This window comes from Klebsiella sp. B345, from assembly GCF_051131735.1.
Classification (GTDB): domain Bacteria; phylum Pseudomonadota; class Gammaproteobacteria; order Enterobacterales; family Enterobacteriaceae; genus Klebsiella.
The window spans coordinates 1,945,684-1,969,041 of record NZ_CP180443.1 but is presented as its reverse complement, the minus strand read 5'-3'; the positions used below and the strand labels follow the sequence as shown (position 1 = coordinate 1,969,041).

General features: G+C 55.5%; 17 protein-coding genes. 12 read left to right on the top strand and 5 right to left on the bottom strand.

Going from position 1 to position 23,358, the window contains the following annotated elements; all coding sequences use genetic code 11:
- Nucleotides 1-410 precede the first annotated feature (410 nt).
- Nucleotides 411-1,247 (top strand): 5-dehydro-4-deoxy-D-glucuronate isomerase, encoded by an 837-nt coding sequence (kduI, locus tag ACMYSO_RS09150; RefSeq protein WP_434670219.1) that lies wholly within the window; start codon nucleotides 411-413, stop codon nucleotides 1,245-1,247.
- Between the two features lie 73 nt (nucleotides 1,248-1,320).
- On the opposite strand, the gene ACMYSO_RS09145 is transcribed toward kduI, so the two are convergent.
- The 4 genes from ACMYSO_RS09145 to queF all read right to left on the bottom strand — a co-directional run bounded on the left by ACMYSO_RS09145 (nucleotide 1,321) and on the right by queF (nucleotide 6,933).
- Nucleotides 1,321-2,688, bottom strand: coding sequence for an L-serine ammonia-lyase (locus tag ACMYSO_RS09145; protein ID WP_434583283.1), 1,368 nt, complete (start codon nucleotides 2,686-2,688; stop codon nucleotides 1,321-1,323).
- A gap of 54 nt (nucleotides 2,689-2,742) precedes the next feature.
- Nucleotides 2,743-4,032, bottom strand: coding sequence for an HAAAP family serine/threonine permease (locus ACMYSO_RS09140; protein WP_434670217.1), 1,290 nt, complete (start codon nucleotides 4,030-4,032; stop codon nucleotides 2,743-2,745).
- 576 nt (nucleotides 4,033-4,608) lie between these two features.
- Nucleotides 4,609-5,976 carry a nucleotide 5'-monophosphate nucleosidase PpnN gene (gene ppnN, locus ACMYSO_RS09135; RefSeq protein WP_123756705.1) on the bottom strand — a complete coding sequence of 456 codons (1,368 nt, stop codon included), beginning with the start codon at nucleotides 5,974-5,976 and terminating at the stop codon, nucleotides 4,609-4,611.
- A 111-nt stretch (nucleotides 5,977-6,087) separates the two neighbouring features.
- Entirely contained in the window at nucleotides 6,088-6,933 is an 846-nt protein-coding gene (queF, locus tag ACMYSO_RS09130) for an NADPH-dependent 7-cyano-7-deazaguanine reductase QueF (RefSeq protein WP_123756706.1), read from the bottom strand.
- Between the two features lie 68 nt (nucleotides 6,934-7,001).
- On the opposite strand from queF, the gene syd reads away from it, so the two are divergent.
- From syd to ACMYSO_RS09090, 8 genes are all read left to right on the top strand, one after another.
- Entirely contained in the window at nucleotides 7,002-7,547 is a 546-nt protein-coding gene (syd, locus tag ACMYSO_RS09125) for a SecY-interacting protein (RefSeq protein WP_434670214.1), read from the top strand.
- 851 nt (nucleotides 7,548-8,398) lie between these two features.
- Nucleotides 8,399-8,728: a YqcC family protein gene (locus ACMYSO_RS09120; protein WP_434583288.1), complete on the top strand. Its 330-nt coding sequence runs from the start codon at nucleotides 8,399-8,401 to the stop codon at nucleotides 8,726-8,728.
- A complete protein-coding gene (truC, locus tag ACMYSO_RS09115; protein WP_434670213.1) occupies nucleotides 8,728-9,522 on the top strand; it encodes a tRNA pseudouridine(65) synthase TruC in 795 nt (264 codons plus the stop codon). The genes ACMYSO_RS09120 and truC overlap by 1 nt, the downstream gene beginning before the upstream one ends.
- 2 nt (nucleotides 9,523-9,524) lie before the next feature.
- Nucleotides 9,525-9,968, top strand: a complete 444-nt coding sequence (locus tag ACMYSO_RS09110) for a flavodoxin (protein ID WP_434670212.1) — start codon at nucleotides 9,525-9,527, stop codon at nucleotides 9,966-9,968.
- Nucleotides 9,969-10,427: 459 nt separating this feature from the next.
- On the top strand, nucleotides 10,428-11,780 hold the full coding sequence (gudP, locus tag ACMYSO_RS09105) for a galactarate/glucarate/glycerate transporter GudP (RefSeq protein ID WP_123756711.1): 1,353 nt from the start codon (nucleotides 10,428-10,430) through the stop codon (nucleotides 11,778-11,780).
- Nucleotides 11,781-11,782: 2 nt separating this feature from the next.
- Entirely contained in the window at nucleotides 11,783-13,123 is a 1,341-nt protein-coding gene (locus ACMYSO_RS09100; protein WP_434670211.1) for an enolase C-terminal domain-like protein, read from the top strand.
- 29 nt (nucleotides 13,124-13,152) lie between these two features.
- A complete protein-coding gene (gudD, locus tag ACMYSO_RS09095) occupies nucleotides 13,153-14,493 on the top strand; it encodes a glucarate dehydratase (protein WP_434670210.1) in 1,341 nt (446 codons plus the stop codon).
- A 69-nt stretch (nucleotides 14,494-14,562) separates the two neighbouring features.
- The gene (locus tag ACMYSO_RS09090; protein ID WP_434670209.1) at nucleotides 14,563-15,702 is read left to right on the top strand and encodes a glycerate kinase; all 1,140 of its coding nucleotides are present in this window, start codon (nucleotides 14,563-14,565) and stop codon (nucleotides 15,700-15,702) included.
- Nucleotides 15,703-15,775: 73 nt separating this feature from the next.
- On the opposite strand, the gene barA is transcribed toward ACMYSO_RS09090, so the two are convergent.
- The gene (barA, locus tag ACMYSO_RS09085) at nucleotides 15,776-18,547 is read right to left on the bottom strand and encodes a two-component sensor histidine kinase BarA (protein ID WP_434670208.1); all 2,772 of its coding nucleotides are present in this window, start codon (nucleotides 18,545-18,547) and stop codon (nucleotides 15,776-15,778) included.
- Between the two features lie 168 nt (nucleotides 18,548-18,715).
- On the opposite strand from barA, the gene rlmD reads away from it, so the two are divergent.
- From rlmD to mazG, 3 genes are all read left to right on the top strand, one after another.
- Nucleotides 18,716-20,020: a 23S rRNA (uracil(1939)-C(5))-methyltransferase RlmD gene (gene rlmD / locus ACMYSO_RS09080; protein WP_434670207.1), complete on the top strand. Its 1,305-nt coding sequence runs from the start codon at nucleotides 18,716-18,718 to the stop codon at nucleotides 20,018-20,020.
- A 167-nt stretch (nucleotides 20,021-20,187) separates the two neighbouring features.
- The gene (gene relA, locus ACMYSO_RS09075) at nucleotides 20,188-22,425 is read left to right on the top strand and encodes a GTP diphosphokinase (RefSeq protein ID WP_434670206.1); all 2,238 of its coding nucleotides are present in this window, start codon (nucleotides 20,188-20,190) and stop codon (nucleotides 22,423-22,425) included.
- A 113-nt stretch (nucleotides 22,426-22,538) separates the two neighbouring features.
- Entirely contained in the window at nucleotides 22,539-23,330 is a 792-nt protein-coding gene (gene mazG / locus ACMYSO_RS09070; RefSeq protein WP_434670205.1) for a nucleoside triphosphate pyrophosphohydrolase, read from the top strand.
- The last annotated feature ends 28 nt before the right edge of the window (nucleotides 23,331-23,358 follow it).

Genomic DNA, 23,358 nt, shown 5'->3' with positions numbered 1-23,358 from the left:
TGACTGGGATAGTCTCTAAATGACAAAACGGTGGCATAGCTGAAAATAAAAGGAGCCTTATGGCTCTTTGGACTGAATGATCACCCGTTAATGATTTCGTACTACCTGGGCCAGATCTTGTTCTTTTGCCTTATCACCGACCCTGCGTGACTCCGGAGAGCCTTGTTAAGGCTATAGCCTTAAATGTTGTGACCTGTCTGGGTATGCCATCCTTTTAAAAAACCATAACCAAATAAAATTGAAATAACATTTCAATTTGGATTACATTGTTTTTATTACCGCACTGATAAGATATTTTCAACGCAACTAAATGTGAACAATGGGTAATTAATTTTATTAAATATCGTTTTTTATGAATGAGATAGAGGTGGTTGCCGCGCCTGTATTGATTTTTCAGTGAGGAGTCATAAATGGATATTCGTCAAAGCATTCACAGCGATCATGCCAAAACGCTTGATACTGCAGGCTTACGCAAAGAGTTTCTGGTTGAGACCATCTTTACCGCCGATCGCTATACCATGACCTACAGTCATATCGATCGCATTATCGTCGGCGGCGTGATGCCGGTGACCCAGACCGTGAGCGTAGGCGGCGAAGTGGGCAAGCAGCTCGGCGTCAGTTACTTCCTTGAACGCCGCGAGCTGGGGGTTATCAATATCGGGGGACCGGGCACCATTACCGTCGATGGTACCTGTTATGAAATCGGCCATCGCGACGCGTTGTATGTCGGGAAAGGGGCAAAAGAGGTGGTCTTTGCCAGCGTCGATGCGGCGAAGCCTGCCCGTTTCTATTATAACTGCGCGCCAGCCCATACCACCTATCCGACAAAACGCGTGACCCCTGCGGACGTCGCGCCCGTTGTGCTGGGTGAGGATGTGACCAGTAACCGTCGCACCATTAACAAGTATTTCGTACCGGATGTGCTGGAAACCTGCCAGCTGAGTATGGGGCTGACCGAGCTTGCGCCTGGCAATTTGTGGAATACGATGCCGTGCCATACGCATGAGCGCCGGATGGAGGTCTATTTCTACTTCGGTCTGGAAGAGAACAGCTGCGTGTTCCATATGATGGGACAACCGCAGGAGACGCGGCATATTGTGGTGCAAAACGAACAAGCGGTGATTTCACCGAGCTGGTCGATTCACTCGGGTGTGGGGACGCGCGCGTATACCTTTATCTGGGGGATGGTAGGGGAGAACCAGGTGTTTGACGATATGGACCACGTCAAAGTCGGAGACCTGCGCTAACGCCTGAACAAGTCTGTCTGAGACAAGATAATATCGCCCTGAGCGTTGCTGCTCAGGGCGTTGTTTGTGCTGATTAATCGCAGGCGACGATTTTCATTGCCAGACCGCCGCGAGAAGTTTCGCGGTACTTGGCGTTCATATCTTTGCCCGTTTCGTACATGGTTTCGATAACTTTATCGAGACAGACGCGCGGCTCGCTGGTGCGGCGAAGCGCCATGCGCGCGGCGTTTACCGCTTTCACGGCGGCGATAGCATTACGCTCGATGCAGGGAACCTGCACCTGGCCTGCTACCGGATCGCAGGTCAGACCCAGATTGTGTTCCATGCCGATTTCAGCCGCGATACACACCTGGCCCGGGCTGCCGCCTAGCAGTTCTGCCAGACCAGCCGCCGCCATTGAACAAGCTACGCCGACCTCGCCCTGGCAGCCCACTTCGGCGCCGGAAATAGAGGCATTCATCTTATACAGCGAGCCGATGGCGCTGGTGACCAGCAGGTAGCGAGCCAGCGAGTTAGCGTTCACCTTACGGATAAACTTATCGTAATAGGCGAGTACCGCCGGCACGATACCGCAGGCGCCGTTGGTGGGCGCCGTGACCACGCGACCACCGGCCGCATTTTCTTCGTTGACTGCCAGAGCAAACATATTAATCCAGTCAACAACCGCCATCGGGTCGCTGTTGGTATTGTCCTGGCTGACCAGCATCCGGCGCAGGGCGGCGGCGCGGCGCGGTACCCGCAATCTGCCCGGCAGAACGCCTTCGGTGGTAATGCCACGTTCAATGCCGCCGCTCATCACTTCCCACACCGCCGCGAAGTGCTGTTCCAGCTGTGCTTTGCTGTGCAATGCCAGTTCGTTTTGCATCATCAGGCCGGACAGAGAGAGCCCACTTTCACGGCAGTGTCGTTGCAGATCTGCGGCATTTTTGTACGGGTAAGGTACTACGGCCGGGGCTTCATTGGTCTGGCCGAAGTGTTGCTCATCGACGATAAAACCGCCGCCAATGGAGTAGTAGGTTTGCGTATAGAGCACCTTGTCGCCGTTAAGGGCGGTGATACGCATGCCGTTTTCGTGCAGCGACAGGTTGTCGGCATGGAAATTCATGCACTGGTCAACCGGGAAGTCGACTTCATGCTGGCCGTTCGCCAGCATCAGACGTCCGTGGGTGTTGACGTCCTGAATAAACCCCGGGATGGCGTCGATATCGACGCTGTCTGGCAGGTTGCCCGCAAGGCCCATAATAATGGCGATGTCGGTGTGGTGGCCTTTACCGGTCAGGGAAAGGGAGCCGTAAACGTCGACAACGACTTTGCTGACGTCAGCAAGCAGCCCACGTGCAATAAGGTCATCGGTGAATTGTTTGCCCGCTTTCATGGGTCCAACGGTATGGGAGCTGGACGGGCCAATGCCGATTTTAAAAATATCGAATACGCTGATCATGATGCATCCAGTACTGTCGGGAAGCGCGCCGCCAGTTGGCGGCGCGAAGGGGGATTAGCTGAACAGAGAGTAGAAAATAGCGGAGATGGCAATCAGGCCCATAATCACAACAAAGACGTTGCTGATGTGGCCGCTGTATTTGCGCATGGCCGGGACTTTCTGAATCGCGTACATCGGCATCAGGAACAGAATCATCGCGATAATCGGGCCGCCGAGGGTTTCGATCATGCCGAGAATGCTTGGGTTCAGGGTCGCCACAATCCAGGTGGTGACCAGCATGAACAGCGCTGTGATTTTGTTCAGTTTGTTGATTTCGATGCTTTTACCTTTACCGCGCAGGGACTTGATCACCATGCCGTTAAAGCCTTCACGTGCGCCAAGGTAGTGGCCGAGGAAGGATTTGGTGATGGCAATCATTGCAATGATCGGTGCCATCCAGGCAATCAGCGGTGCGTTAAAGTGGTTCGCCAGGTAAGAGAGAATCGAGATGTTTTGATCTTTGGCCGCCGCCAGGTCTGCCGGAGACAGGCTCAGTACGCAGCTGAAGACGAAGAACATCACGGTGATAACCATCATGACGTGGGCGCGAGCCAGGATGCTGGAGCATTTCTTCTCTGCGCCGTCGCCGTACTCTTCGCGCTTCGCCACGGCGAAGGAGGAGATGATCGGTGAGTGGTTAAAGGAGAACACCATTACCGGAATCGCCAGCCACAACGTCATCCACAGGCCGTTACCGGTGGCGGAGGCGCTGCTCAGGGAGAGGGTTTCCAGTGCTGCGCCGTTCCACTGCGGGATCAGGTACAGTGCCAGAATCATCAGGGCGACCACAAACGGGAAGACCAGAATACTCATCGCTTTAACAATCATCTGCTCGCCGAAACGCACGATGGTCATCATACCCACGATCAGAATCAGCGAGAGGATTGCACGCGGCGGTGCCGTCATCTGCAGCTGGTGCGTCATAAAGCTCTCGACGGTATTGGTGATCGCCACGCTATACACCAACAGAATCGGGTAGATGGCGAAGAAATAGAGCAGCGTAATCAGCTTACCTGCGCCAACGCCAAAGTGCTCTTCAACCACTTCAGTGATGTCTTCGCCCGGGTTTTTACCGGAAAGCACAAAACGGGTCATTCCGCGGTGAGCGAAATAGGTCATCGGGAAGGCAAGGATTGCCATGATAATCAGGGGGATCATACCGCCGACACCGGCATTAATCGGCAGGAACAACACGCCCGCACCGATTGCCGTGCCGTACAGGCCCAGCATCCACATGGTGTCTGTTTTGCGCCATCCGCTGCGGGATTCACCCGTAACGATAGTGCTGGTTTGAGTGGTTTCCATCTGTTTCTCCTGGAGGAAGCGACCAAATATAATGATTAAAATCAATTAAGTAATACTAAATTCGTTTGTTTACGGTTTTTTAATGATTTTCTCCGTAACAAGTGGGGCGGGAAGATACATTTATCTGGTAAATGCATCAGTGATCGCGATCCCAATTGCAATAATCCACTTTCTATATGGGTGTTTTTAGTTCAACAGTCTGTTTCTGGTGATCAGCCAGATATTTGTGGCGCGAAGGCTATCATTTACAGGATATGAGATAAAAGGAGTGGGTCGTAATAACGAGGTTTTTGCTGTAAAAATGAGATGTAGACGATGTTTTCACGCTTAAATGCATTTTTATTAGTGATATTTATTGCTGTTTATGGAAACGCAAACGATTGGCTTTGTAAAAACAGAACAAACGATTCTTAAAATAATTGAATCATTCGGAAAGCTGCGCCGGGGAAAGGCAAGGCAACACGCAGGAGAAAGCAAGGGAGAGCGTTGGGAAGAACTAGGGAAGAACCAGGGCAGGAAAAGCGGGTTACGGCATCGCGCGTCGTAACCCGGTATGACTGGGAAATGGGCTACCTGTCAGGAGCCGATTTCATAGCAAGGAATATAGGCACTGCCGCCTGGCAGCTTCATACGATGCTGGGCGACGAAGCCCTGCAGCAGTTCGTCCATCCGACGCATGATTTCCGGATCGCCGTGCAGCTTGTAAGGACCGAACTTCTCAATCGCCTGAATACCCACCTCTTTGACGTTGCCGGCCACGATGCCGGAAAATGCACGACGGAGGTCCGCCGCCAGCACTTCTACCGGTTGGTCCGGATAGAGCTTGAGGTTGGCCATGTTTTCATGCGTTGGATCGAACGGCATTTGCAGGTCAGGAGTAATACGGATCGACCAGTTGAAGCTATAGGCATCCCCGGTCTCGCGGCGGTTTTCTTTCACCAGCGGCATCGCTTTCTTCATCTGCCGTGCCACCTCTGCGGCATCGTCAACGATAATGCGGTAGTGGCGACGGGCCGATTCACCCAGCGTGTGCACGATGAATTCATCCAGCACGCGGAAATAGTCAGCGCTTTCTTTTGGTCCGGTCAGGATCAGCGGCAGCACCTGCGACTGGTTCGCCGGGTGCATTAAAATACCCAGCAGATAGAGCAGCTCTTCTGCTGTCCCCACGCCGCCCGGGAAGATGATAATGCCGTGGGCGATGCGCACGAACGCTTCCAGACGCTTTTCGATATCCGGCATGATGATCAGCTCGTTCACCAGCGGGTTTGGCGGCTCGGCGGCAATAATTGACGGCTCGGTCATCCCGATAAAGCGGCTGTCTTTATAACGCTGCTGGGCATGGCCGACCGCGGCGCCCTTCATCGGTGCTTCCATGGCGCCTGGGCCACAACCGGTGCAGATGTTCAGCTCACGCAGGCCGAGCTGGGTGCCGACGCGACGGGCGTACAGATATTCATTTTCGTTAATCGAGTGGCCGCCCCAGCAGACAATCATGTTCGGCGCTTCACCGACGTGCAGGGCGCGGGCGTTACGCAGAATCGAAAACACCAGGTTGGTGATATGTACCGAGCTTTCGAGATCGAGATTCGGGAAGCGCACGGTGTTGTGGATTTGTCCGTAGACGAACAGGATATCGCGCAGCACGGCAAACAGGTTGGCCTGCAGGGAGCGAATAATCCGTCCGTCAACGAAGGCCTCTTCCGGCGGGTTGATCAATTCCAGCTTCACACCGCGTTCGCGGCGCAGGACGTTAATATCGAAGTTTTCAAAACGAGACAGTAGCTCCTTGCTGTTATCGGTCAGGCTCCCCGAATTGAGTACAGCAAGCGAGCAGTTACGAAAGAGTTGATAGAGGTCACTGCTGGCGGTGCGTTTAAGCATATCCACTTCCAGCTGTGACAGCATATCCATTGAACCAAGCGGGCTAACATGTGTAATCAAGTGAACTCCTTACAGGACGATTATCGTCTTCCTGAGATTACAATAGCCTTGCCGGTGACGTTTCCACAACCTTGCGCACGCGTTAACGCACGCAAATTGTGAAAATGTTTACTACTGGCGGGCGAGTCGGCCGATGGCCGGCACAAATTCGCCGTTGCTGCGCCACGGGTTAATGTCCAGCCCCCCACGGCGGGTATAGCGGGCGTAGACGGAAAGGGATTCCGGCTGGCAGAAACGCAGAAGGTCGTTAAAGATTCGCTCGACGCACTGCTCGTGGAATTCATTGTGGTGGCGGAACGACACCAGATAGCGCAGCAGCTTTTCGCGGTCGATTTTAGGCCCACGATACTGAATCTGTACCGAGCCCCAATCGGGCTGGTGGGTGATCAGACAGTTGGATTTGAGCAGATGGCTGACCAGCGTCTCCTCGACGACCTTGCCGCCTGCGGCATCCTGCAGATAGTCGGTGCTGAACTCATAGTTATCAATCTCGATATCCTGCTCATCGATGCAGGTACCGTGCAGATGCGCCACCGGTTGGCCTTCGAGTTCGTCGAGGCGATACAGCGACACCGTGACCTCGCCCTGGGCGCAGGCGCTGAGATCGCGCGTCAGCGTTGCCTGAACGTCCTGCCAGCTGGCAAAACGGGTCTGGTTAAAGCTGTTGAGATAGAGCTTAAAGCTCTTCGATTCCACCAGGTTAACGGTTGTGTCATTCAGCTCAACGTGACCGACGGCGACCTGCGGCAGCCCTTTGGCGTTCAGCCAGGAGAGCTCATACAGGGTCCAGATATCACCGCCGTGAAACGGCAGATTATCCGCGTGCAGCCCCAGCGGGTCGCGGTTCAGGCTGCGCGGCACGCCCTGAAGCAGGGAGGCATCATAAGTATCGCGGTAATCCGTTGATTTACCGAGCGTCAGGCCGGCCAGCGCCTGATGATTATCGTAAGAAGACATGTTTCACCATAGGAAAGCGGGTACACTAGCAACCAAGTGTATCCTGGCTAACGTGAAGAGAGAAACCGGTGGACCATCAAACTGCAGAAGCGCTGCAAGCCTTTACTCAACGCTATTGCGCTGCCTGGCAGCAGCAATACGCCAGCCTGCCGCGAAGCGAAGAGCTTTATGGTGTCCCGTCTCCCTGCATCAGCGCGACGGACGATGATGCGGTGTTCTGGCAGCCGCAGCGCTTTTCTTTAGAACCCAACATCAGCGCAGTTGAACGGGCGCTCGATATTGTGGTACAACAGCCGATTCATAGTTATTATACCACCCAGTTCGCCGGTGATATGGCGGCCAGCTTTGCTGGTGAGGCGATGACGCTTTTGCAGACGTGGAGTCCAGATGACTTCCAGCGCGTGCAGGAAAATTTAATCGGCCATCTGCTGGTGCAAAAGCGGCTCAAGCTGTCGCCGACGTTGTTTATTGCGACGCTGGACAGTGAGCTGGATGTCATTTCGGTCTGTAACGTGAGCGGCGAGGTCCTTAAAGAGACGCTCGGCACCCGCAAACGGACAACCCTTTCTCCTTCTCTTGCGAGTTTCCTTAATCAGCTTGAGCCAGTTCTGTAATCCATTTTGCCAACCTGTTTGTGAGAGATCTCTTACAAGACCTGTAAGAGATCGTCATCATTTACGCAATTTTTTAATCAATTGATTTGTAATAAATCCATAAAATTCAAATTGTTGTTCTTTTTTTTCGTTTCGCAGGGTGGGGTTAATCTTAAGAGATTCTCTCAAGAAGGCTTGTAAGACGAAGCGGAATCAGTGATCCTATGTACGTCGACAGGGAGTCGCGAGAAGAAGTGAACATCAGGATGATGACACTTCTTGCAGGACCCGCCGGGAAGGCGTTGCAAGGACAGGCTTCAGGATGAAGCACAGGATCACGCAGGAACGCGTAAGGGACACCTCCAGGATGGAGAACGTGAGCCGCTCATGATGAACGGTGGATCAGGAAGATCGGGACAAACTTAGGGATAAGTCATTTCACATCGGGGTGGTGTGAGAGCAGGATGCGCTAGTTTATGGATGAACATGGTCAGGAGACCACAGGAAAAGTTTTCATGGACGAGCAGGGAGCACCAATGTAGCTGGATTGCTGCGAAACGAACCGGGAGCACTGTTAACACAGTGCTCCCTTTTTTTATGCCTCTATACCCTTCATCCTTCAAGTTGCCTGGGTGTTGGCTGCACCCGTTATTCGGCTCATCCATGAGCCTCACCCTTATCAGGGCCGCTGCTCGCAGCGTTTAAATCTGTTCCAGACAGATTTGTCACCCCAGTCACTTACCTGAGTAAGCGCCTGGGGATTTACGGCCTTACCGCCTACAAGCAACGCGAATTATTTTGGGTATAATACAGTCGTTTTCGCTGCGGTATTTGCTATTCTGCGTCCGGTTTACAACTCATCGAGGTTTCCCATGACTCTTCACCTTAGCGTGCGCGAGCGTTTGCACGCCCTTGAAGCGCTGCTGCGCGAAACAGAACACTGGCAAGTCAATGCGCCGGAAAGCCGGGCTTTTGCCAGCGATCAGCCGTTCTGTATGGACACTCTGGAACCGCTGGAGTGGCTTCAGTGGGTCCTGATCCCGCGGATGCACCACCTACTTGATAGCGAACAGCCGTTGCCGCAGAACTTCGCAGTGGCCCCCTATTATGAGATGGCCCTCGATGCCACCCATCCGCTGCGTGAACGCGTACTGGCGGAACTGCTGCTGCTCGATACGCTGTTTACGAGCGACGACGCCTGATGCTGGAAATTATCTATCAGGATGAATGGCTGGTGGCGGTGAACAAACCCTCCGGCTGGTTGGTCCATCGCAGCTGGCTGGATCGCGATGAAAAAGTGGTGGTGATGCAGACCGTCCGCGACCAGATCGGTCAGCACGTGTTTACCGCTCATCGTCTCGACCGCCCGACCTCCGGGGTCCTGCTGATGGGGCTGTCCAGCGAAGCGGGAAGGCGGCTGTCGCAACAGTTTGAACAACACCAGATGCAAAAGCGCTACCACGCGGTGGTTCGCGGCTGGCTGACCGACGATGAGGTCCTGGATTATCCGCTAGTGGAAGAGCTGGATAAAATCGCCGATAAATTCGCCCGCGATGACAAAGAGCCCCAGCCGGCGGTCACCCATTATCGCGGGATGGCGACGGTCGAAATGCCGGTCGCGACCGGGCGTTATCCGACGACGCGCTACAGCCTGGTGGAGCTGGAACCGAAAACCGGACGAAAACATCAGCTGCGCCGCCATCTCTCCCATTTGCGCCATCCGATTATTGGCGACAGTAAACACGGTGACCTTCGGCAGAATCGTAGCGCCGCCGAACATTTTGCCGTAGACCGCCTGATGCTTCACGCCAGCCAGCTATCGTTAACCCACCCCTTTACCGGCGAACCGTTGGTGATCCGCGCGGGCCTGGATGAGGTCTGGATGCGTGCGCTGTCGCAGTTTGGCTGGCGCGGCCTTCTGCCGTTAAATGAAAGGGTTGAGTTTGCTGACGACAGCGGTCAGGATGAAGATATTGAGGGCAATCCAGGGAGATAATCATGGCAGAAGTCGGGATTTTTGTAGGCACGATGTATGGCAACGCGCTGCTGGTCGCCGAAGAGGCGGAAGCCATTCTGAGCGGACTGGGCCATAAAGCGAAGGTGTACGAAGACCCGGAGATCCAGGACTGGGAACCGTACAGCGGCAAATATGTGCTGGTGGTGACATCCACCACCGGGCAGGGCGATCTGCCGGACAGCATCGTCCCACTGTATGAAGGGATGAAGGACATGTACCAGCCGCATCTGCGTTACGGGATCATTGCGCTGGGCGATAGCACCTACGCCAATTTTTGCGGCGGCGGTAAGACCTTTGATGCGTTGCTGCAGGAGCAGGGCGCAAAACGGATCGGCGATATGCTGATGATCGATGCCAGCGAAGATCCGGAACCTGAGGGTGTTTCCAACCCGTGGGTGCAACAGTGGGCGAGCCTGCTGGAGTAACGCAATAACAGATTGCGCCCTCTGCGTCGCAGAGGGCCTTTTCGCCGCGGCCGGCGCTGGTTCACACCGTTTGGCCCGTGGTTCTGGCATTTGCACGATAGCCTTGCGGTTTATCTGGTTTTTTCCCCGACATTTCCACCGGGTCAAGAGAGACAATTCACACTCCTGCCGATAGTTTCACCGTTATCGTGGCTGGCGGCCATTGCTTTTCATTTCCGTGAACTACCCCCCATCTTCTCAGACAAAAGCCACAAATCTATTTCTAAATGCCCGCGAAAGCTGTGTATATGCACGGTGAGCCAGCCAGGGCCTCTTTCTATACTCTCCGAGCCAGTTAAAAAAACAGTACGTCAGACATAACAAAAATGAACAGAAACACGAACACGTCATTCTGATTACCCTACAGGTTGTGCCGTTCAGAATGAACGTAGCTATCGGCTATGATTCAGGAGTGCAACAATGAGTACATTAAGTCAGGCTGCGAGCGGCGCGGAAAAACGCACCAATGCTCGCTACTGGATAGTGGTGATGCTGTTTATCGTCACGTCCTTTAACTATGGCGATCGCGCTACGCTGTCGATCGCCGGTTCGGAAATGGCCAAAGATATTGGCCTCGATGCCGTCGGCATGGGATACGTTTTTTCCGCCTTCTCATGGGCTTACGTTATTGGTCAGATCCCCGGCGGCTGGTTGCTCGACCGCTTTGGCTCTAAACGCGTCTACTTTTGGTCCATTTTCATCTGGTCGATGTTTACCCTGCTGCAGGGGTTTGTCGATATCTTCAGCGGCTTCGGCATTATTATCGCACTGTTTACCCTACGTTTTCTGGTCGGCCTGGCGGAAGCCCCGTCATTCCCCGGCAACAGTCGAATCGTCGCGGCCTGGTTCCCTGCACAGGAAAGGGGCACGGCGGTAGCGATTTTCAACTCGGCACAATACTTCGCCACCGTGATCTTCGCGCCCATCATGGGCTGGTTAACCCATGAAGTGGGCTGGTCACATGTGTTCTTCTTTATGGGTGGGCTGGGGATTGTTATCAGCTTTGTGTGGCTGAAAGTCATCCATGAGCCGAATCAGCACCCCGGCGTGAACAAGAAAGAGCTGGAATACATTGCTGAAGGCGGTGCGCTGATCAACATGGATCAGAAGAAAGGCACCCATAAAGTCCCGATGAGCGAAAAATGGGGGCAAATCAAACAGCTGATCGGTTCCCGCATGATGGTTGGTATCTACATCGGCCAGTACTGCATCAACGCGTTGACCTACTTCTTTATCACCTGGTTCCCGGTGTATCTGGTTCAGGCGCGCGGTATGTCGATCCTGAAGGCCGGGTTTGTCGCATCAATCCCGGCGATCTGCGGCTTTGCCGGGGGCGTGCTGGGTGGGATCATCTCCGATTGGCTAATGCGGCGCACCGGTTCACTTAATATTGCCCGTAAAACCCCGATTGTCTTAGGCATGCTGTTGTCGATGGTCATGGTGTTCTGCAACTACGTAAGCGCAGAATGGATGATTATCGGCTTCATGGCGATGGCCTTCTTCGGCAAAGGGATTGGCGCATTGGGCTGGGCCGTCATGGCGGACACCGCGCCGAAAGAGATCAGCGGCCTGTCTGGCGGTCTGTTCAACATGTTCGGCAATATCTCCGGCATCGTGACGCCGATTGCGATTGGCTACATTGTCGGGACCACGGGCTCATTTAACGGCGCGCTGATATATGTTGGGGTGCATGCGCTGGTGGCCGTACTGAGCTATCTGGTGCTGGTGGGCGATATCAAACGTATTGAACTCAAACCGGTAACGGAGCGCTAAAGATGAATACACAATCAAGTCCCGTCGTCATCGATATGAAAGTTATTCCGGTGGCCGGTCATGACAGCATGCTGCTGAATATCGGTGGCGCGCATAATGCCTGGTTTACCCGCAATATCGTGGTGCTGACCGACAATGCCGGAAATACCGGCATCGGCGAGGCTCCGGGCGGCGAAGTGATTTATCAGACCCTGCTCGATAGCGTTCCGCTGGTGGTCGGGCAGGAGATCGCTCGCCTGAACAAAGTGGTTCAGCAGGTACACAAAGGTAACCAGGCTTCAGACTTCGATAGTTTTGGCAACGGCGCCTGGACCTTTGAGCTACGGGTGAACGCGGTGGCCGCGCTGGAAGCGGCACTGCTGGATCTGCTCGGTAAAGCACTGCAGGTCCCGGTCTGCGAACTGCTCGGTCCAGGTAAACAGCGTGATGCGGTCACCGTTCTGGGCTATCTCTTCTACATTGGCGATCGTAACAAAACCGACCTGCCGTATCTGGAGAAAACCCCAGGCGATCATGACTGGTATCAGCTGCGCCATCAGGAAGCGTTGAACAGTGATGCGGTGGTGCGTCTTGCCGAAGCCGCGCAGGACCGTTATGGCTTTAAGGATTTCAAACTCAAGGGCGGCGTGTTGCCCGGCGAGCAGGAAATTGATACAGCCCGTGCGCTGAAGAAGCGTTTCCCGGATGCGCGCATCACCGTCGACCCCAATGGCGCCTGGCTGCTTGATGAAGCAATTGCGCTGTGCAAGGGGCTGCAGGATGTGCTGACCTATGCCGAAGACCCGTGCGGCGCTGAACAGGGCTTCTCGGGGCGTGAGGTGATGGCCGAGTTTCGTCGTGCGACCGGGCTGCCGGTTGCCACCAACATGATCGCCACTAACTGGCGCGAAATGGGCCACGCCGTGATGCTGAACGCGGTGGATATCCCACTGGCGGATCCGCATTTCTGGACCCTCTCCGGGGCGGTCCGCGTCGCGCAGCTCTGCGATGACTGGGGGCTGACGTGGGGTTGTCATTCGAACAACCACTTTGATATTTCGCTGGCGATGTTTACCCATGTGGGCGCTGCTGCGCCGGGCAACCCGACCGCTATCGATACCCACTGGATCTGGCAGGAAGGCGATTGCCGCCTGACGAAAAATCCGTTGCAGATTACTCACGGAAAAATTGCCGTACCGCAGGCGCCAGGACTGGGTATTGAACTGGATTGGGACCAGCTGCAAAAAGCCCATGAAGCCTATAAGACGCTGCCTGGAGGCGCGCGAAATGACGCGGGTCCGATGCAGTATCTGATCCCCGGCTGGAAATTCGATCGCAAACGTCCCGTATTTGGTCGTGGTTAAGTCGCCACGTTATAAGAAAAGGATTCAAGATGAGTACATTATTTTCTACTCCCGTCGTTACTGCCATGCAGGTTATTCCGGTTGCCGGTCACGACAGCATGTTGATGAATCTTAGCGGGGCACACGCCCCCTATTTCACCCGTAATATTGTGATTATTAAAGACAACTCGGGCCATACCGGCGTTGGTGAAATCCCCGGCGGTGAGAAAATCCGCCAGACGCTGGAAGAGGCGGCAGAGCTGGTGGTCGGTAAGACGCTGGGTGAATATAAAAACGTGCTGGGCGCCGTGCGTCAGCGCTTCGCCGACCGGGATGCCGGCGGTCGCGGTTTGCAAACATTTGATTTACGTACCACCATTCACGTCGTGACCGGAATTGAAGCCGCGTTACTGGATCTGCTAGGGCAGCATCTTGGCGTCAACGTGGCCTCTCTGCTGGGCGACGGTCAGCAGCGTAGTGAAGTCGAAATGCTGGGCTACCTGTTCTTTGTCGGCAATCGTCATGCCACGCCGTTGGCCTATCAAAGCCAGACCGACGAGCGCTGCGACTGGTACCGGTTGCGTCACGAAGAGGCGATGACGCCGGATGCCGTTGTCCGGCTGGCGGAAGCCGCTTACGAAAAATATGGCTTCAACGATTTCAAACTTAAGGGCGGCGTGCTGGCGGGTGAGGAAGAAGCCGAATCGATTGTTGCCCTGGCGAAGCGATTCCCGCAGGCGCGAGTGACCCTGGATCCCAACGGCGCCTGGTTGCTGGACGAAGCCATCCAGATTGGCAAACAGTTGAAGGGCGTGCTGGCGTATGCTGAAGATCCTTGCGGCGCTGAACAAGGGTTCTCCGGTCGTGAAGTGATGGCGGAATTCCGTCGCGCCACCGGTTTGCCGACGGCCACCAATATGATTGCCACCGACTGGCGTCAGATGGGGCATACTCTGTCATTGCAGTCGGTGGATATTCCGCTGGCGGATCCGCACTTCTGGACCATGCAGGGTTCGGTGCGTGTGGCGCAGATGTGCCATGAATTTGGCTTGACCTGGGGCTCACACTCCAACAACCATTTCGATATTTCGCTGGCGATGTTCACCCACGTGGCGGCGGCGGCACCAGGCAATATCACGGCGATCGATACCCACTGGATCTGGCAGGAAGGTAACCAGCGCTTAACCAAGCAACCTTTTGAAATTAAAGGGGGGATGGTGCAGGTTCCGTCAACGCCGGGTCTGGGCGTTGAGCTGGATATGGACCGCGTGATGCAGGCAAACGAGCTATATAAAAAGCATGGGCTGGGGGCCCGCGATGACGCGATGGCCATGCAGTACCTGATCCCGAACTGGACGTTTGATAACAAGCGCCCGTGCATGGTGCGCTAAGGAAGATCCGGTTCCTGCGGGAACCGGAGACATATTGATACCGGGTGTTTGTTCATTTAAGGACAGCGTATGAAAATTGTGATTGCGCCGGATTCATACAAGGAGAGTCTGAGCGCCCTGGAGGTTGCGACCGCGATAGAGGCGGGGTTTCAGGAGATTTACCCTGACGCGGAGTATGTCAAACTGCCCGTTGCCGACGGTGGTGAAGGGACCGTCGAAGCGATGGTCGCCGCCACGCAGGGGCATCTGGTGCAGGTGACCGTGACCGGCCCGCTGGGGGAACCGGTGCAGGCATTTTACGGTTTGTCCGGTGATGAACGCTGCGCTTTTATCGAAATGGCGGCGGCCAGCGGCCTGGAAAGCGTCCCGGTGGCCAACCGCAATCCCTTAATCACCACCACCTGGGGAACCGGGGAACTGATTCGTCACGCACTGGATGCCGGTGTACAGCAGATCATTATCGGCATTGGCGGCAGTGCTACCAACGATGGTGGCGCCGGGATGGTGCAGGCGTTGGGGGGAAAATTGCTGACGCAGGATAACCAGCAGATTGCTACCGGTGGCGGCGCGCTGGAACAACTGGCGCGTATTGACCTTAGCGAGCTGGATAGTCGTCTTGCTGATTGTCGTATCGATGTTGCCTGCGATGTAACGAATCCACTGACCGGCCCGGAGGGGGCAACCGCGGTATTTGGCCCGCAAAAAGGGGCGACGGCGGAGATGATCGTCCGTCTGGATCGGGCGCTGGCGCATTTCGCGCAGATTATTCAACGTGATTTAGCCGTTGATGTCCTGCAGCTGGAAGGCGGCGGTGCCGCAGGCGGCATGGGAGCGGCGCTGTATGCTTTCTGTGGTGCCCGGTTACGCCCGGGGATCGAGATAGTGACCGATGCTCTGCATCTCGCCGAGCTGGTCGCCGATGCCGACCTGGTGATCACCGGCGAAGGGCGCATTGATAGCCAGACCATTCACGGCAAGGTGCCGGTCGGAGTCGCGAAGGTCGCCCAACGCTACAATGTACCGGTCATTGCCATCGCCGGGAGCCTGACCACCGATGTTGGTATTGTGCATCAGCATGGCCTGGATGCGGTATTCAGCGTGATCTATTCGGTGTGCACCCTCGAGGAGGCGCTGGCCAATGCCGCCGACAATGTACGTATGACGGCGCGAAATGTCGCCGCGGTGTTGAAACTCGGCCAGCAACGTTAACCCCCAGCCGTAACCCGGATAAGCGTCGTGCTATCCGGGACGCGGGCCGACGGTAGCCCGGACAGGCAGTGCGCTATCCGTTATATGGCGTTTTGATCCCCGGCATTTTGCAGGCTTCCCGGGTGACGTTATCCATCTCATCCAGCAGTTCAAGCAGCTCCGGCTCCAGATCTTCAGGCGCGGTTCCGGCCCGCAGCTGGCTTTCAAGGGTCTGACACAACTTTTTCAGCCGCGGTACACCGCTGTAGCTACAGCTCCCGTGGAGTTTATGAACCAGATCCAACAGCCCCTCCGGTTTTTCACCGACCAACTGCTCTTCCACTTTATTGCGCACCTCCGGCATAAAGGCGATCAGCATTTGCAGCATTTCTCGCGCCAGGTCCGGCTTCATGGCGGCCTGGCGTAGCGACAGCTGCCAGTTGAGCGTCACGTTATGGTCAATGGGCGGCTCGATGGTCTCTGCCGCTAACGGTGGCGCGACATGGCCTCCCGGCTGATAGCGCAACAGCAGATTGTGTAACTTCTCTTCCTCGATGGGCTTCGCCAGATAGTCATTCATGCCGGCGTTCATCAGCTTTTCTTTCTGGCCGTCAAAGGCGTGGGCGGTTACGGCGATCACCGGCGTCTGCTGCTGATGGGGAAGATGACGAATCAGCTCGCAGGCACGAATGCCGTCCATCTCCGGCATCTGGATATCCATCAGAATCAGATCCAGCTGCATCTCTTTGGCCTGCTCCACCGCACGCTGGCCGCTTTCACACAGCGTCACGTGCTGCACCAGATCCTCCAGCAACACGCCGATAAGCTTGAGGTTGGCCGGATTATCATCCACCGCCATTACCGTCATCGGCAGCTTGTCGCTGTCGGTGTGGGGAAGGGCGATCGGTGTTCTGCTACGGCTGGAGGCGATAAGCGCCGGCACTAAACGCGTGGCGGTTAGCGGTTTGAGCAGGCAGGCGGCAACGCCATCCTGCTTCAGCGTTTCGGCATTTATCTGCGCGTGGCAGGGGAGAGCCAGCAGCAAATGATCGGCGATGGCGCAGGCTTTCGCCAGATTGTCTTTCTGCTGGCTAATATCGCGCATCGATACCGGGAGCCCGGCCAGCAGAATATCGTAGTGTGCTTTCGGCAGCGCGGAGAAGGTCGGGCTGTAGACCACCTCCAGCGGCGTGGTAGCCAGCAGCTCCAGAGTGCACTGCGCCGCCGTCGCGTTGGCCTCAATGTAGGCCAGCGTTTTGCCCGCCAGAAGCGGCGTCATCGGGCTCTCCTGAACGGCGTTCGGGTTGAGGTCGAGACTGATGTGGAACCAGAAAGTGGAGCCGCGATTGGGCTGGCTGTGGAAAGAGATATCACCGCCCATCTCTTTGACCAGCCGTTGGGTGATCACCAGCCCAAGCCCGGTGCCGCCGTGACGCCGGGAAATGCTGGCATCGGCCTGTCGGAAGGCCTGGAATAACCGGGACTGATCGCGTTCGGGGATACCGATGCCAGTGTCGTGGATTTGAATCTCTATCTGCACGCTGGTGTTGCTGAGCGCCCGCTGTTCGACCAGCACATCGATATTGCCATGTTCGGTAAACTTGATGGCATTGCCGACCAGGTTTGTGATGATTTGCTGCAGGCGCAGCGGGTCACCGATAATATTATCCGGCACATCGTTTTTGATGTTTAGCGTCAGCTCCAGCCCTTTATCATGGGCCGAATGCGCCAGCAGGGTGACGACTTCATCCAGCGTATTGCGTAGCAGGAACGGAATGCTTTCCAGAATCAGCTTACCGGCCTCCAGCTTGGAGAAGTCCAGCACGTCATTGATGATCGCCAGCAGGTTATTTGCCGAACGTTCAATCGTGGTGAGATGATCACGCTGGGTGGTATTCAAATCGGTTTTCAGCGTCAGTCGGGTAAAGCCAATCACCCCATTGAGCGGGGTTCGCAGCTCGTGGGACATATTGGCAAGGAACTCCGACTTAATACGTGCGGCCTCCTGGGCGCGCTTTTTCGCCAGATCCAGCTCAACGTTCTGGATCTCCATCTGTTCGAGGGTTTCGCGAAGATCCGAAGTCGCTTGATCGATATTATGCTGCATCTCTTCGTGGTAAGCCGCCAGCGACATCGCCATCGAGTTAATGCCGTTTTTCAGCATATCCAGCTCGCCGAGCATAAAGCCCTCGACGCGGCTATCCAGTTGCCCACGACGAATACGGTCAACGGTATTGACCATGTTGCGGATTGGGCCGGTGACATCGCGCATCAGGCGCCAGCCAAAAATGAGCGCAATGCCAATACAGAACAGCATCATAACGCTGGAGATAAAAATCTCTTTGTACTGCTGCAGGCGTACCGATTTCAGATCGAGTTCAAGGGCAACATAGCCCAGCATATTGCCGGGCATCTTGGCATCGGTTCCCGGTGATTCATCTGGCGAATAGCTTTCGGAGACGATCGGGGTACGCAAAATCATCACGTCGCCTTCGCGTATCGCGGTGAGCTGCTGAGGAAATTTGGCCCCTTTCGGCAGACGCAGTTCGCTGGGGTTCAGCTGAAAGTTAGAGGTGACAAACAGGCGGTTCTGCGAATCATAGATGGAAATGGCCCGCACAATATCAGAGTGGCGGCGATGTAATACGCTAATGAGCTGGCCGATTGACTCGCGGTTTTGCAGATTCATGCCATATTCACTGGAGACCGCCAGTGGTTCAATAATGCTGGCTCCGGCGTCTTCCAACTGACGCTGCAGGTCGTGATAGCGATGGGCGACGAAGAAAATACTCAGCAGCAAACCAATGAGGACGGTAGGTGCCAGAATAAGAATCATCATGCGAGCACGTAGGCTGTAGTTGGTCATGCGGTTCCGTTATGGGAGAATATACGCTTCATCCTTCAAGTGCCTCTGCGTTGATGGCGTCAGTGCCGGGCTTACACACGCCGTCGTGGACTGCTGCCCGCCGCGCTGATGTACCTTGAAAGGACTCGTGTATAGAGTCAGTTTATTTGATTGAGACAAATCTCTACGATGGCGCAATTCTACTCTGCAAAACGGCGTGTGACGACGCGCCAGATCATAACCGTGACAGTAAACGACCTCGATCCCTTTGGCCAGGGCGTTGCGCGTCACCATGGTAAAGCGCTATTTGTTAGTGGTTTACTGCCGCAGGAACAGGCCGAAGTTGTCCTGGTGGAAGACAAAAAACAGTACTCCCGGGCCCAGGTCAAACGCCGTCTGAGTGACAGTCCTCAGCGTCAGGTACCGCACTGCCCGCATTTTGGCGTCTGCGGAGGCTGCCAGCAACAGCATGCCAGCATTGAGCTACAGCAGCACAGTAAACGTGCCGCGCTTGCTCGGCTCATGAAACACGATGTCGACGATATTATAGCCGCTTCGCCGTGGGGATATCGCCGACGTGCGCGTCTGAGCTTGAATTACCAGCCGAAGTCCCAACAATTACAGATGGGTTTTCGCAAGGCCAACACCAACGACATTGTCGATGTGGTGCAATGCCCTGTTTTGGTGCCCGATCTTGAGGCATTGCTGCCCGCGGTGCGCACCTGCCTGACGGGGCTGAAATCTCAGCGTCAATTGGGGCATGTTGAACTGGTGCTGGCGGATAATGGCCCGGTGATGATCCTGCGCCACACGGCGGCGCTGCCGGCAGGCGACAGAGAAAAACTGGAACGATTTTCGCAAACTCATGATCTTGCCCTGTATCTGGCCCCACAAAGCGAGATACTGGAGCATATTCGTGGGGAAGCGCCATGGTATACGTCAGACGGACTACGCTTAATGTTCAGTCCGCGCGACTTTATTCAGGTGAATGACGGCGTCAATCAACAGATGGTGCAGACCGCCCTGGCGTGGCTGGATGTTCAGCCGCAGGACCGGGTGCTCGATCTGTTTTGCGGCATGGGTAATTTCACGCTGCCGCTGGCGACACGCGCCGCTGAGGTTGTCGGGGTTGAAGGCGTTCCGGCGCTGGTGGAGAAAGGGCGGGAAAATGCTGCGCTCAATCAGTTGCACAACGTGACATTCTTTCATGAAAATCTGGAGGAAGATGTCACCCGTCAGGCGTGGGCGAAGCGCGGCTTTGATAAAATATTGATCGATCCGGCGCGAGCCGGGGCGCCAGCAGTGATCCCACAGATTATAAAGCTCGCGCCACGCCGCGTGGTTTATGTCTCCTGTAACCCGGCGACGCTGGCACGTGATAGCGAACACCTGCTACAGGCAGGCTATACGATCCAACGCCTGGCGATGCTGGACATGTTCCCGCATACCGGACATCTGGAATCGATGGTGTTGTTTGAGCATAAGCTTACATAACATCACTCGAATCGTATCGAGGTGGCAACAGAGTGAATGCTCAAGCGCTGGCCCAGGTCGGTGACTGAGGTGAACAAAAAAAGCCAACGCTGATGCGGTTTGAAGGATGACGTGTAAAAGTTGAGGCTTGCCGACTTCGGCAGGCCAGGTCCCTTAAGGAGAGGACAATGGTTGCGGTAAGAAGTGCACATCTTAATAAAGCTGGTGAATTTGACCCGAAGAAATGGATCGCGAGTCTGGGAATTTCCAGCCAGCAGTCGTGTGAACGCTTAGCCGAAACCTGGGACTACTGTCGCGAGAAAACACAGGGACATCCTCGAGCGGACCTTCTGCTATGGCGCGGCGTGGAGATGGTGGAAATACTCTGCACGCTGAGTATGGATATCGACACGCTGCGGGCCGCCATGCTTTTCCCGCTGGCGGACGGCAACGTCGTTAGCGAAGAGGTGATGCAAGAGAGCGTCGGCAAATCCGTCGTCACGTTGATTCACGGCGTGCGCGATATGGCGGCCATTCGCCAGCTTAAAGCTACCCACACCGATTCCGTCTCTTCAGAACAGGTCGATAATATCCGCCGCATGCTGCTGGCGATGGTCGACGATTTCCGCTGCGTGGTCATCAAGCTTGCCGAGCGTATTGCCCATTTGCGGGAAGTCAAAGATGAGCCCGAAGACGAACGCGTCCTGGCGGCAAAAGAGTGCACCAACATCTATGCGCCTCTGGCCAACCGTTTAGGTATCGGCCAGCTGAAATGGGAGCTGGAAGACTATTGCTTCCGCTATCTGCATCCGGACGAATACAAACGTATTGCTAAACTGCTGCACGAACGCCGCATTGACCGTGAACACTACATTGATGAGTTCGTGGGGCATTTACGCTCCGAAATGAAAACCGAAGGCGTCAAAGCGGAGGTGTACGGGCGGCCGAAGCACATCTACAGCATCTGGCGAAAAATGCAGAAAAAACACCTCACCTTTGATGAGCTGTTTGACGTGCGGGCCGTGCGTATTGTCGCTGAGCGCCTGCAGGACTGCTATGCCGCACTGGGGATCGTCCATACCCACTATCGCCACCTGCCAGATGAGTTCGATGATTACGTTGCCAACCCCAAACCGAACGGCTACCAGTCTATTCATACCGTGGTACTGGGGCCTGGGGGAAAAACGGTCGAGATCCAGATCCGTACCCGGCAGATGCATGAAGATGCCGAACTGGGTGTGGCGGCGCACTGGAAGTACAAAGAGGGCGCCAGCGCGGGCGTGAGCGGCGGGCGCGGCTATGAAGACCGTATCGCCTGGCTGCGTAAGCTGATTGCCTGGCAGGAAGAAATGGCCGATTCTGGTGAAATGCTGGATGAAGTCCGCAGCCAGGTCTTCGACGACCGGGTCTATGTCTTTACGCCGAAAGGCGACGTGGTGGATTTACCCGCCGGTTCCACGCCGCTCGACTTTGCCTACCATATTCACAGTGATGTCGGTCACCGTTGCATTGGCGCCAAAATCAGCGGGCGCATCGTGCCGTTTACCTACCAGTTGCAGATGGGCGATCAGATTGAAATCATCACCCAGAAGCAGCCGAACCCCAGCCGCGACTGGCTGAACCCGAACCTGGGTTATGTGACGACCAGCCGCGGGCGCTCCAAAATTCACGCCTGGTTCCGCAAGCAGGATCGCGACAAGAACATTCTTGCCGGGCGGCAGATTCTTGACGATGAGCTTGAGCACCTGGGAATCAGCCTCAAGGAAGCAGAGAAACACCTGCTGCCGCGCTACAACTTCAACGAGTTGGACGAACTGCTGGCGGCCATTGGCGGCGGCGATATTCGCCTTAACCAGATGGTCAACTTCCTGCAGGCGCAGTTCAATAAACCGAGCGCCGAAGAGCAGGATGCGGCAGCGCTGAAACAGCTGCAGCAGAAAACCTGGGCGCCGCAGAGTCGCAGCAAAGACAATGGTCGGGTGGTGGTGGAAGGCGTCGGTAACCTGATGCATCACATTGCGCGCTGCTGCCAGCCCATCCCGGGCGATGAGATTGTCGGTTTTATCACCCAGGGGCGCGGGATTTCCGTACACCGGGCGGACTGCGATCAACTGGCGGAACTGCAGTCGCATGCGCCCGAGCGTATCGTTGACGCGGTATGGGGAGAAAGCTACTCCGCGGGATATTCGCTGGTGGTTCGCGTTGTCGCCAACGATCGCAGCGGCCTGCTGCGGGATATCACCACGATCCTCGCCAATGAAAAAGTGAACGTGCTCGGCGTTGCCAGCCGTAGCGACACCAAACAGCAGCTGGCCACGATCGACATGAACATTGAAATCTACAACCTGCAGGTGCTGGGCCGCGTGCTCGGAAAACTGAACCAGGTACCGGATGTAATTGATGCCCGCCGTCTGCACGGTGGCTAATCGATCGTATTTTGCTTTCCCCGGCGGTGCATGACGGGCCGGGGATACGCTTTCACGTTAGCCGGGTAAGGCGAAATCCATACCCGGCATTATCGCTTGCAACAGGAAAAGACATGAACCAAATCGACCGGCTGCTCGGCATTATGCAGCGCCTGCGCGACCCGGAAAACGGCTGTCCATGGGACAAAGAGCAGACCTTCGCCACCATCGCCCCCTATACCCTCGAAGAAACTTACGAAGTGCTGGATGCCATCAGTCGTGAAGATTTTGACGATCTGCGTGGCGAGCTGGGCGATCTGCTGTTCCAGGTGGTGTTCTACGCGCAGATGGCGCAGGAAGAAGGGCGCTTTAATTTTGACGATATCTGTGCGGCTATCAGCGATAAGCTTGAGCGCCGTCACCCGCATATCTTCGGAGATGCGACCGCCGGCGATAGCGCCGAAGTGCTGGCGCGCTGGGAGCAAATAAAAAGCGCCGAGCGGGCCGAGAAAGCTCAGCATTCCGCACTGGATGATATTCCGCACAGCCTGCCAGCGTTGATGCGCGCGCATAAAATTCAGCGTCGCTGTTCTGCCGTGGGGTTTGACTGGACCTCGCTGGGTCCGGTGCTGGACAAAGTGCATGAAGAGATCGATGAGGTCATGCATGAAGCGCAGCAGGCCGTCGTGGATGAGGCTAAACTGGAGGAGGAAATGGGCGATCTGCTGTTCGCGACCGTCAATTTATCCCGCCATTTGGGGGTAAAAGCCGAAGTGGCACTGCAAAAAGCGAACCTTAAATTTGAACGCCGCTTCCGTGAAGTTGAACGAATTGTGGCCGCTCGCGGGTTAGAAATGACTGGCGTAGACCTCAATATCATGGAGGAAGTGTGGCAAGAGGTAAAACGGCAGGAAACTGATCTCTAACGGAATTTTGCGATCAAGCGCTATTTGT

Coding starts and splice junctions, on each gene's coding strand:
- mazG (WP_434670205.1), top strand. CDS start 22,539: ATGAACCAAATCGACCGGCTGCTCGGCATTATGCAGCGCCTGCGCGAC.
- queF (WP_123756706.1), bottom strand. CDS start 6,933: ATGTCTTCTTACGATAATCATCAGGCGCTGGCCGGCCTGACGCTCGGT.
- gudP (WP_123756711.1), top strand. CDS start 10,428: ATGAGTACATTAAGTCAGGCTGCGAGCGGCGCGGAAAAACGCACCAAT.
- kduI (WP_434670219.1), top strand. CDS start 411: ATGGATATTCGTCAAAGCATTCACAGCGATCATGCCAAAACGCTTGAT.
- gudD (WP_434670210.1), top strand. CDS start 13,153: ATGAGTACATTATTTTCTACTCCCGTCGTTACTGCCATGCAGGTTATT.
- ACMYSO_RS09110 (WP_434670212.1), top strand. CDS start 9,525: ATGGCAGAAGTCGGGATTTTTGTAGGCACGATGTATGGCAACGCGCTG.
- truC (WP_434670213.1), top strand. CDS start 8,728: ATGCTGGAAATTATCTATCAGGATGAATGGCTGGTGGCGGTGAACAAA.
- rlmD (WP_434670207.1), top strand. CDS start 18,716: ATGGCGCAATTCTACTCTGCAAAACGGCGTGTGACGACGCGCCAGATC.
- barA (WP_434670208.1), bottom strand. CDS start 18,547: ATGACCAACTACAGCCTACGTGCTCGCATGATGATTCTTATTCTGGCA.
- ACMYSO_RS09090 (WP_434670209.1), top strand. CDS start 14,563: ATGAAAATTGTGATTGCGCCGGATTCATACAAGGAGAGTCTGAGCGCC.
- relA (WP_434670206.1), top strand. CDS start 20,188: ATGGTTGCGGTAAGAAGTGCACATCTTAATAAAGCTGGTGAATTTGAC.
- ACMYSO_RS09140 (WP_434670217.1), bottom strand. CDS start 4,032: ATGGAAACCACTCAAACCAGCACTATCGTTACGGGTGAATCCCGCAGC.
- ACMYSO_RS09145 (WP_434583283.1), bottom strand. CDS start 2,688: ATGATCAGCGTATTCGATATTTTTAAAATCGGCATTGGCCCGTCCAGC.
- ACMYSO_RS09100 (WP_434670211.1), top strand. CDS start 11,783: ATGAATACACAATCAAGTCCCGTCGTCATCGATATGAAAGTTATTCCG.
- ACMYSO_RS09120 (WP_434583288.1), top strand. CDS start 8,399: ATGACTCTTCACCTTAGCGTGCGCGAGCGTTTGCACGCCCTTGAAGCG.